We start from the raw sequence: 10,194 nt of genomic DNA, 5'->3' as shown, positions 1-10,194 counted from the left end.
TGGATGATTATCTGCCTTGGAATCCTCTTGTAAAAGAATTCTGTCGATAACCGTTGACCTTTTAGTATAAAAGGCTGACGGTTATTTTTCTATACACTGTTTTATTTGACGCTTACAATTTTTCTACATCAATGATATGCGTCAATTTGCATTTAGGGCAGAAAAGAGGAAAATCTTTTAATACAGTATTATGAAATACTTGAACTCTCGTCTTTCCGTTACAAATCGGACATTTTATCCAATATTTTTTAAGCATTATATTTCACTCGTCCTTTTTACACAAAAAATGCAGGTCAATCCTCAACATGAGCATTGACCTGCATTTATAATGCACAGAGCAGTACAACAAAACTAAGGCATAGCTTGCACTATATCTATACGTCGTTAGTTTTTTGTATAGCATCCGCAAAATAAGCATGACAAAAAAGCCCATGTTGAAAATGGGAAAATCCTTTTTTTCAATGCTTATCTAATACGCATGCTATGCAACATAAACGCCGCCTCCTTTTACATAAATTTTATTTTATCAGAAAATCAGTCTACTGTCAATACACAACAGGAAGTATTTAACCTAATGATATGAATTGTGTGGACATATCCAAAAAGAAAGGTGAACTGTAAAATGTAACAGGGTGAATGAAAATGGCAAAAAGACCCGTACCATTGTACGACTTTAAGGCTTTCGGGGCAGCTATAAAAGCCGCGAGAAATGAATACGGCGAGAGCCGCAAAAAGGTAAGCGACGAGTTATATATTTCCCCGCGCTACCTTGCGAATATCGAGAACAAGGGACAACAGCCGAGTTTACAGGTATTCTATGACCTTGTAACCCGGTATCATATTTCGGTAGATCAATTTTTCTTCCCGAACAGCAATGCGGAGAAATCCACCGGGCGGCGGCAGCTTGACGCGCTGCTGGACGGTATGAGCGATAAAGGCATACGGATTGTAACCGCAACAGCAAGGGAGATAACGGAAGTCGAAAAAGCAGAGGATTAACCTCACAATATGAGAAATCGGGAGATTGCAGCGCATGGCGGCTGCAATCTTTTTTTGCGTCCAAAATCAAGGGAATGCGCAACAAATACCGCCTTTCGGTAGGGGTATGGAGTAGATAGCAAGCACAGCAAACGAGTACCCGTTTGCGAAAAATGCTTGTTGGGATAATCCCAAACCCTTATACCGAAAGGCGGCGCGGAAATGGAAAACCGAAAGAGAAATATCCAAATGAAGTTTTACGTTACGGAAGAAGAAAAGCGGCTGATCGACGAGAAGATGAAGCAGCTTCCCATAAAGCAGTATGGGGCATACTTCCGCAAAATGGCGATTGACGGGTATATCCTTGTCATTGACCGAAGCGACACGAAAGCATATATCCGGGAACTGCAAGCGGTGAGCCGGAACATCAATCAAATTGCCAAACGCGCCAACGCGACGGGGGCGGTTTACCAGCAGGACATTGAGGATATAAAAAAGGCGGTGGACGAGATATGGCGGTTACAAAGACGCACCCTATTAAATCAACCTTAAAGGCCGCAATAGACTATATCTTAAATCCCGAAAAGACAGACGGAAAGCTGCTTGCGTCCTCTTTCGGCTGCGGGCTGGAAACCGCCGATATAGAGTTTGCATGGACGCGGGAAGCTGCCGGAGATCGCGGCACACATTTAGGGCGGCACTTGATACAATCCTTTGCGGTAGGCGAAACCACGCCGGAAGAAGCGCACAAAATCGGCATGGAACTTGCGCAAGCGGTGTTAGGCGGCAAGTATGAGTTTGTTTTGACAACCCACGTCGATAAAGACCATCTGCATAATCACTTGATTTTCAACGCGGTTAGCTTCGTTGACTACAAAAAGTATCATTCCAACAAGCAAAGCTATCACGCTATCCGACGCACCAGCGACAGGATATGTAAAGAGCATGGGCTATCCGTCGTCGTGCCGGGACAGGACAAAGGGAAAAGCTATGCGGAATACACCGCCGAAAAGCAAGGAACAAGCTACAAAGCCAAGCTGAAAACGGCGATAGATACCCTCATTCCCCAAGTCAAAGATTTTGACGAACTGCTGCGCCGTTTGCAGGAAATGGGGTATGAAATCAAACAGGGCAAATATATTTCTTTCCGCGCTGCCGGACAGGAACGGTTTACCCGCGCAAAGACGCTCGGCGCGGCCTATACGGAAGAAGCCATAAAGGAGCGTATCAAGGGCGTATATATTGCCAAGTCAAAGCCGCTGCGGGAAGATAAGAAAATCCGGCTTGTCGTCGATATTGAAAACAGCATTAAAGCCCAACAATCGGCGGGCTATGAACGGTGGGCGAAAATCCATAATCTGAAACAGGCTGCAAAAAGCATGAACTTCTTGACCGAAAACAAGATTGAATATTACAGCGACCTCGAAAGCAAAATCGCGGATATTATGACCGCCCATGACGCGGCGGCAAGGGCGGTTAAGGAAGTGGAACAGCGTATGTCCGATTTATCGCTGCTTATCAAGCACACCACCACATACCGACAATTAAAACCGATTTACGAGGAATACAAGAAATCGCGGGACAAGGAAAAGTATCTGCGGGGGCATGAAAGCGAAATTATCCTGTTTGAAGCTGCGGCAAGGGCACTCCGGGAAATGCAGATAAAGAAGCTGCCCGATCTCGCCGCGCTGCGCAAGGAGTATAGCGGCTTAAACGACAGGAAAAGCAAATTGTATGAGGATTACCGCCAAGCGAAAAAGCAAATGCAGGAGTACGGCGTTGTCAAAAAGAACGTCGATAGTATTCTTTACCCGTCCCAAAGCAAGGCGCGGGAGCAGGAGCGATAAGGCGCAAAACAAGGGGTAGCAAGTGGAACATTAAGGGCTGAAAACGCCTGTGTTTCTGCGGCTTCCAGCGCGGGGAAACGGCATAGACGATACTTTATATTCAAACCCGCAAAAACAGCTTTCTAATTGTCCACGCAAGGACAAAAAAAGAACAGGGGCGCGGTGCCGGAAATCGGCAACCGCGCCCCTGTTTTCTATGGGCTATTCCTCGTCGGTCAAGATAAACTCCCGTTCGGAAAACTCGCTGTCCGTCATGGCTTGCAGCTTTTTCACCGCTGCGGCGGCAAGCTGGCGCATATCCTCGTCCATATAGGGCATGGCGGCAAGGATATTTTCAAGCGTTGTTTCCCGGCTGTCCTCGGCGTAAATCGCAATTATGTTTTCTTCCTCAATGGTAAAGCGGATATTCATACTATCAAACCTCCAAATCCTTTTTCTGCTCTTTCTGCTTGTCTTTCGGCTGCTGCGCCGCCTGTTTCTTGTACTCGTCCAGCTTCTTCAAAATGGACGGTTTCTTTTGCGGCTGCTCCCGTTTCTCGGCTTTTACCGCTTTCGCAAGGTCGGTAACGGAAATCGCTTCGCCCGCCTTTGCCCGCTGCTCCAAATCCGCGACGGTGGGCGTTTGCGGCGTATTATTGATAATCCCGTCAAAGTTGTTGTCGTTCTGCTCTACAATGTCCTCAACGTGCTTTAAGGGATTATCCCGCTGCGGCTGCTCGGCGGCTATGGCATAAGCCTGTGTGCCATTTCCCATAATGAGATACTTCCCGTCCTCCGACGCATGATGAAAACCAAAGCCCGCCGCTTCGATCTGTTCGCGGCTCATGTCGGTAATGTAAAAGTTCCCTCGCGGCGTTCTGACGGTTTCGCCCGTCATAAGGCTTTCGGGGGTCGCTTCCGGCTGCTGCTTTTCAAGCTGCCCGCCCTTGTAGGAATACCCTTGCGCCGCGATTGCTTCAAGGGTCTTGCCCGTAACGTCGCCATAAATCCGCTTGTCTGCGTCTACAAGCAGTTGCAGCGTATCTTTTACGGTATCGGATAGGGCTTGCTGCTGTTCGGGAGATAGCTTATCAAATACGGGGGTCTGCTGCGCTTGCTCCTGTAAAAACTCCGGCACCTGCTGAAAACCTATGCTGTCTACATAATGGGCGGTGTTCTCGCCGTTCTGATGAAGCACAACAATGTCGGAAACGGAAAGGCTATGCCCCTTGAAGTCGGCGGGGCGGTCGATATTAAACTTTTCCCAAATGCCGCCAAGCGTCATATCCTTTGTAAGCGGTGCGGTATAGACGAGTTCATAATTTGCCCGGTCAACGAAATGCCCCGTTGCTTGCAGACGGTCGAAAGGCTCAAAGCGCAAATCCATAGTTTCCTCTCTGCGGGCTAACTGATAAATCCCGTAGCTGTCCTCCTTGCCGTTGAGAAGCAAGGTTTCTTTTGTTTTCGCTTCCTGCTCCTGCTCGGCTTGCCGCTGCTGCTGCAATTCGGTAAAATGCCCCTCGATCTCGGTAATGAGTTCCTTTGCGGTTGCCTGTATCGTTTCAAGGGACGCTTTTAATTCGGTCATTTCCTTGCCGCTGCTCCACCCGGCAACATACCCGAAAGAGTAATCCGACGTATCAAGCCCGAAATGCTGACACACCGTATAGGCAACGCTTTCAGCCTGTACCTCGCGGCTGCGGCGGTCAACGCGGTTTTGTTCCTCCAGCGGGGCGTTTAAGTCCACGTCATGCAGCTTCGCATGGGCGATTTCGTGAATGGCGGTCTTAACCGCTTGCAGCTCGCTCACACCCTCTTTGATAGCAATTCGCTTATCGGTCAAACTGAAATATCCGTTTGCGCCGTTTGTGATCTGCTCAAAAGCAATCGGAACGGGGGACGCTTTTTCAAGGGCAGCGAAAAAGTCCTCGTACTGTTCCACATCGGCAAGCAGCGGTTTGACGGAGAGGTCGGGAAACTCCTTGCCCTCGGTCTGCGAAATGTCAAAGACGGTTACAACCTTAAAGGCGGGAACGGTAACTTCCTTTTCTTCCTTAACCGTCTTTCCCTCGCTGTCAAGTATGGGCTTTCTTGTGTCGGGGTCGATTTTATCCACCAGCTTTTTTACCTTGTAAGGTGCGGGGGCAAAGATTTTAATACCTTTCTCGCCGCTTTTCACATGGCGGTCAAACTCTTTCTGCCATTGTGAATAGCCCTTTACCAAATTGCCGCCCTGCATGGCGATTAGGATAGTGTTATTCAAGCTGTAATCGTGAAACTTTGACATAGCCGTTAAAAACTCTTTGTAGCGGTCGCTGTCAAAAATCGCTTGTATGCCCTGTTCCAGACGGGCGGTGATCTCCTTTACCTTGTCGCCGGGTTTTTCAGAAGAAAGGATAATCGGCACGACGGGGCGGGGCTGCTGCGGCTCTGCGGTCTGTACGGCTGCTTGCTGCGTTTCGGCTGCGTCCATATAGGCTTTGTCCTGTTCGCCGCGCTCCGGCTGCGGGTAACTCATAATGCGGTATTCCTCCGGCACTTCGCGCCCCTCAAACTGCCGTTCCCACTCGTCGCCGCTTTCCACGATATAGCCGTATTCGGTAAACGCGCCTTTTTCCTGCGCGGCGGCGTTCCTGCCAAAAGTAGTAAGGTCAATGCCGCCTTTCCATTCTTCGGGCATTTGTACCATGCCGGATTGATTTAAGTAATAGTCGCCCAAATCGCGGTAGGTATGTACTTCGGGAATATGGACGTAAAAATCCACGTTGTAGGTGAAGTCAATTACCTGTCCGATATTTGCAAGCCCGTTTTTCTGCTGCAAAGCTGCGTTCAGCTTGCCAACCTCGGCGGGGTCAAGCTGTTCGAGCCGCGCCGCAAGAAAATTGAGTTCGTCCACGTCGGCGGCGCATACCATTTCATAAGGCAAAGCAATATGTTTCTCTGGGTCGTCGGAATAGCCGCGAATGGAAAAATCCTGCGGGTTATCGGCGGTAATGCCGACGCTCTGCATAGCGGTCTGTAACTGCTCCTTTGTGGCGGGCATATCCAGCCAATAACCGCCGGGGTCGCCCGCTTCAAAACGGCTGCGGTTGCCAATCATAATAGAAAACTGTTCGCTCATGTGTTCACGCTCCTTTTGCTGCCCGGTAGTTTCGGGGATAGCTGCCGCCTGTGGCTGCTGCTGCGGGGGTTCCTCACCCTCAATGGTATAGCCCGGTAAAAGCATACCGTTTACTTTGAAATGCTCGGCGTACTCCTGCGGGATAGGCGGGGAGATTTCCGTAAACAGACGGTCGTATGCTTTGATACGTCCATTCAGATACTTTTCCATAGCCGCCTTATCGGAAAAAACCTTTCTGTCCTGTCCGGCAATCTTCGCTTGCCCGTTCCTGTTCGGGCTGTTGGTATAAACGCCCCATGTGAGAGAATAAGAGTAAGGGACGCTTTGCTGCTTCTCCCTGTCGTAACGGGTGTTCTCGTAAATGTGGTAGTTCATCTGATATACCCGGTTGCTGCGGGTATATCGGTCATATTCGCCTTTCTGCCACTCGTTAGAAGTGTGCTGCACAACGGTTGTCCTTGTGTATTCAATCGCTTTGTCAAGCAAAAGCGTTTTTCCCGCCTGCTGTTCCCAAGCGGCGGCGCGGGTTGAGAGATCGTTAAAAATCGCCTGTTCCGCTGCCGCGCTTTCCTCACGCATGGCGTGTAGCTGTTCCAGCGGCAAAGAAACATAGGGGGCAATATCCCCGTCCTTTGCTTCAAAATATATCCGGCGTTCTATCCGCATGGTTTCGGCGGTTTCCAATTTGTCATGGTCGTATGAAGAATACGGCATATTGTTTCATCACGTCCTTTCTCGATTTTTAAGGGTTTGGGACTATCCCAACAAGCAAAATGCCCGCGCTTCCCATAGAGCAGCGCGGGTATTTCTCGCAAACGGGTACTCGTTTGCTGTGCTTGCTATGTAGTTATTTTTATCCGTAAACGCCTGTTTCTCTCGCTTTCCGCTTTCTGCCTGCGGCGTATCTTTGCCGCACAATCGGGACAGTATTTCGCCCGATTGCTGCCCGCCGCAAACGTGCTGCCGCATACCGCGCAACGCTTCAAATCGGTTTCCCCGCTGCGGGTGATCTGTTCGCATAGCTGCCTGTCTGCGGGTAAAACCGCTTCGCGGAAATAACGGCATAACAGCGAATAGCTGATACTCTGCACACAAACGCAAGTTTCCCCGTCGTCCAATAGCAGACAGTTCCCGCAATCATTGTTGGCGCACGCGGCTCGGGCCATTTTCTTAACGGCTCGATACTGCTTTTCATCAAGCCTAATCATTTTCGGTTCTGCTCGACGCGGAAGTTTACATACTTGCCGCCTGTGTCGGCAAGCAGCACAACCCCGTCAAAGGTCTTTCCCGTTTTGGTGGAGTACATACCCTTGATTTTTACCTTTCCGTCTTTCAAAAGGGCGGCGGCAATCGCCTTTGTGAAAGTCTTTTTGCGCTGCTGAAAGAACAAGTCATTTTTCCACATGACAAAGCTGCACGCCCTGTCGGAACAGTAGTAGTTTTTCTTGCCCTCGTAAACCGCCGCGCCGCAACGGGGGCAAGTGCCGATTGCTTCCCGCTGCGGGGTAAACAGTTTTGCTTTATCCTCGGAAATCGCGGAATAGGTCTTGACAAGCCCCGCTGTCATTTCCTCAATCCCTCGCATAAAGTCGGCGGGGCTGTCGCTGCCCTTTGCAATCCCGGTAAGGCGCGTTTCCCATTCTGCCGTAAGCTGCGGGGACGTAAGGCTTTCGGGCAGAATGGCGACAAGGTTATACCCGTCCTTTGTGGGGATTAGCTTCTTGCCCTTGCGCTCGGCAAAGCCCGCTGAAATGAGCTTTTCAATGATACCCGCCCGCGTCGCGGTGGTGCCTAATCCCTTGCGTTCCGCGTCCTCCGGCGTTTCCTCCTTGCCCGCGTTCTCCATAGCGGACAGAAGCGTATCTTCGGTATATGCTTTTGGGGGCTGCGTGTAACGCTCGGAGATCTCCGCTGCGGTATTTTCAAAGGTCTGTCCCTCGGTAAGCGGGGGCAAAACCGCTTCCGGCTCTGCGTCCTCGTCCTGTTCCTCGGACGCGGCGCGGGATAATCTTTCAATCTCACGCCAACCCTCGCAAAGCGTTGTCCTGCCCTTTGCGGTAAAGGTATAGCCGCCGCAAGTGAAAACCGCCGTAACCGCTTCATACGCATAGGGCGCGGCTGCGGCGCAAAGCAGCTTTGCACACACAAGGGTCATAAGTTTTGTTTCGCTGTCGGCAAGGGAAGCAAAGCCCGCTTTCAAAAACTCGGCTGTCGGCAAAATAGCGTGGTGGTCGGTTACTTTGCTGTTGTCGCAAACCCTTATAAGGTCTGCTTGCAGCTTCACGTCCCGCATAAAGGGAAGCAGCGAACAAAGCCCGGTAATGAGTTCCTTTGTGCTGTCCTGCATATCGGAAGTGATATATTTGCTGTCGGTGCGGGGATAGGTCAAAAGCCGCTTTTCATAGAGGGCTTGCGCATAATCAAGGGTCTGTTTCGCCGTAAATCCATACAGGCGGTTAGCTTCGCGCTGTAACGCGGTAAGGTCAAACAGCTTCGGCGGGGCAACGGTCTTTTTCTCTTTTTTGAGGGAAGTACAAACGGCTTGCGATTTCTCGCAAGCCGCTTTCATCTGCTGCGCTGCCGCTTCGTCGTTCAGTCTTTCGGACAAAGCCGAAACACCGCCCGCGTCCAGACGGACAACATGATATTTTTCTTTCTTAAAGCTGCTGATCGCATAGTCGCGGTTTACCAGCATGGTAAGGGTGGGCGTTTGCACTCTGCCGACATTCAGCGTTTTGTGATAGAGGATAGAGAAAAGGCGGGTCGCGTTAATCCCGACAAGCCAATCTGCCTTTGCTCTGCAAAGCGCGGATTGATAGAGGTTGTCATAGCTGCGCCCGTCTTTGAGGTTTGAAAAGCCCTCGCGGATTGCGCTTTCTTCCATGCTGCTAATCCAAAGGCGGGAAAAGGGCTTTTTGCAATTTGCCTGTTCGTAGACAAATCGAAAAATGAGTTCTCCCTCGCGCCCGCTGTCGCACGCATTGACAATCTCGGAAACGTCGCTGCGGTGCATAAGGTCTTTGAGTACGGAAAACTGCTGCTCCTTGCCGCTGGCAACGATAAACTGCCAATCCTGCGGGACAATGGGGAGATCGTCATACTTCCATTTTCGGTACTGCTCGTTGTAGGTCGCCGCGTCCGCAAGGCTAATCAAATGCCCGATACACCAGGACACAAGGTAGCCGCTGCCCTCAAAATATCCGCTGCGCTTTTCATTCGCGCAAAGTACGGCGGCAATCGCCGCCCCGACGCTCGGTTTCTCTGCAATTACAAGTTTCATACTTCCTCGTCCTCCTGCTCGGTTTCTAATTCTTCCGCGTCCTCGTCGTCCTCGTCAAAGTCGAGATCGTCAAGGTTGCTGCTGCCTTTTGCCGCGTCCTTTTTGGGCTTCATAATCTTAAAGTAATAGAACGCGCCGCCGCCCGCTGCGGCAAGAAGCAGCACGACAAGCAGAATAGCACCGCCCATGCCGCCGCCTTTATCTTCCTCCGGCTCCGGCTGCTCGGTTTCTTCCAGCTCCGGCTCGGCTTCCTTGCCCGCGCACTCGCTCATGTTGACGCTGCAAACGGGGCAATCGGTGTTGATGCTTCCGGCAACGCATTTTTCAGTACAGCTACAAGCGGGGGTTTCGGTCTGTTCGTCCTCCATAAGCTGCAAAAGGTCTTTTTCATCAACTTGATTGAGGAAATGGACGGTGTTTTCTCCGTCCTCGGCTCGGTCAATGATGATGTAAAAATAGTTTCCGTTTTTCGTAACGACGGTAATAAACTGTTTATCGCCGGACGCTTCGCCCGTTATGTCGTCCACAAGGCTCATGTTGCCCTCCGGCGTTAAGGGCTGCGGCTCATAGCCGCCCGTCGTTTCTTCCGGCTCGGTTTCGGTTACGGGGGTAGGCGGCTCGTCGCTCACATCACCGCCGCCCGCAAAAGCGGTAACAGAAAAGCCGCCCATGAGTACAAGGGCGGCAAGCAAAGCGGTAACGCTGCGGAACAGTTTTTTATGCTTCATCTTCGGTTTCCTCCTGTTCGTCGGTATAGTCTGCGTCCGGCTGCGGCAAGGCAATTTCGCCGCTGGCGTAAGCGGAGAGGAACGCGGCAAGCTGCGCCCCGTCAAGGTGTACCGCTTTCACCATTTGAACGATCTGCGCGTTTTCTTCCTCGATTTTCTGCGCTTCAAGGTCTTTCAGCCTTTTTTGGTATTCAAGGATTTTCGCCCTCGTTTTCTCAATATCCCGTTCGATACGGTCAAGTTTCGTGTTTGCCATAGAAA

General features: G+C 50.8%; 10 protein-coding genes. 3 read left to right on the top strand and 7 right to left on the bottom strand.

From position 1 onward, the window contains the following. Positions 1 to 112: 112 nt before the first annotated feature. Entirely contained in the window at positions 113 to 256 is a 144-nt protein-coding gene (locus DMI82_RS03170) for a cysteine-rich KTR domain-containing protein (RefSeq protein ID WP_110102470.1), read from the bottom strand. 386 nt (positions 257 to 642) lie between these two features. On the opposite strand from DMI82_RS03170, the gene DMI82_RS03165 reads away from it, so the two are divergent. From DMI82_RS03165 to DMI82_RS03155, 3 genes are all read left to right on the top strand, one after another. Further along, positions 643 to 999 carry a helix-turn-helix transcriptional regulator gene (locus DMI82_RS03165; RefSeq protein WP_002584957.1) on the top strand — a complete coding sequence of 119 codons (357 nt, stop codon included), beginning with the start codon at positions 643 to 645 and terminating at the stop codon, positions 997 to 999. 201 nt (positions 1,000 to 1,200) lie between these two features. After that, on the top strand, positions 1,201 to 1,530 hold the full coding sequence (locus DMI82_RS03160; RefSeq protein WP_008979758.1) for a plasmid mobilization protein: 330 nt from the start codon (positions 1,201 to 1,203) through the stop codon (positions 1,528 to 1,530). Then, complete coding sequence (locus DMI82_RS03155; RefSeq protein ID WP_008979757.1) at positions 1,491 to 2,825, top strand: relaxase/mobilization nuclease domain-containing protein; 1,335 nt, start codon at positions 1,491 to 1,493, stop codon at positions 2,823 to 2,825. Before DMI82_RS03160 ends, DMI82_RS03155 begins: the two co-directional genes overlap by 40 nt. Before the next feature lie 201 nt (positions 2,826 to 3,026). Here DMI82_RS03155 and DMI82_RS03150 read toward each other — a convergent pair whose 3' ends face one another. The 6 genes from DMI82_RS03150 to DMI82_RS03125 all read right to left on the bottom strand — a co-directional run bounded on the left by DMI82_RS03150 (position 3,027) and on the right by DMI82_RS03125 (position 10,189). Next, the gene (locus tag DMI82_RS03150) at positions 3,027 to 3,236 is read right to left on the bottom strand and encodes a transposon-transfer assisting family protein (RefSeq protein ID WP_008979756.1); all 210 of its coding nucleotides are present in this window, start codon (positions 3,234 to 3,236) and stop codon (positions 3,027 to 3,029) included. A gap of 4 nt (positions 3,237 to 3,240) precedes the next feature. After that, positions 3,241 to 6,639: a YodL domain-containing protein gene (locus DMI82_RS03145; RefSeq protein ID WP_008979755.1), complete on the bottom strand. Its 3,399-nt coding sequence runs from the start codon at positions 6,637 to 6,639 to the stop codon at positions 3,241 to 3,243. A gap of 125 nt (positions 6,640 to 6,764) precedes the next feature. Next, positions 6,765 to 7,133 carry a cysteine-rich VLP domain-containing protein gene (locus DMI82_RS03140; protein ID WP_044492000.1) on the bottom strand — a complete coding sequence of 123 codons (369 nt, stop codon included), beginning with the start codon at positions 7,131 to 7,133 and terminating at the stop codon, positions 6,765 to 6,767. Beyond that, entirely contained in the window at positions 7,130 to 9,205 is a 2,076-nt protein-coding gene (locus tag DMI82_RS03135) for a type IA DNA topoisomerase (protein WP_008979754.1), read from the bottom strand. Before DMI82_RS03135 ends, DMI82_RS03140 begins: the two co-directional genes overlap by 4 nt. Then, the gene (locus tag DMI82_RS03130; protein ID WP_008979753.1) at positions 9,202 to 9,933 is read right to left on the bottom strand and encodes a DUF4366 domain-containing protein; all 732 of its coding nucleotides are present in this window, start codon (positions 9,931 to 9,933) and stop codon (positions 9,202 to 9,204) included. Before DMI82_RS03130 ends, DMI82_RS03135 begins: the two co-directional genes overlap by 4 nt. After that, positions 9,923 to 10,189, bottom strand: a complete 267-nt coding sequence (locus tag DMI82_RS03125) for a DUF4315 family protein (protein WP_003508256.1) — start codon at positions 10,187 to 10,189, stop codon at positions 9,923 to 9,925. The genes DMI82_RS03130 and DMI82_RS03125 overlap by 11 nt, the downstream gene beginning before the upstream one ends. Between the last annotated feature and the right edge of the window lie 5 nt (positions 10,190 to 10,194).

This window comes from Blautia sp. BCRC 81119 (assembly GCF_003184505.1).
GTDB classification, from domain to species: Bacteria; Bacillota; Clostridia; order Lachnospirales; family Lachnospiraceae; genus Blautia_A; species Blautia_A fusiformis.
This window is presented reverse-complemented; position numbering and strand designations above follow the sequence as displayed.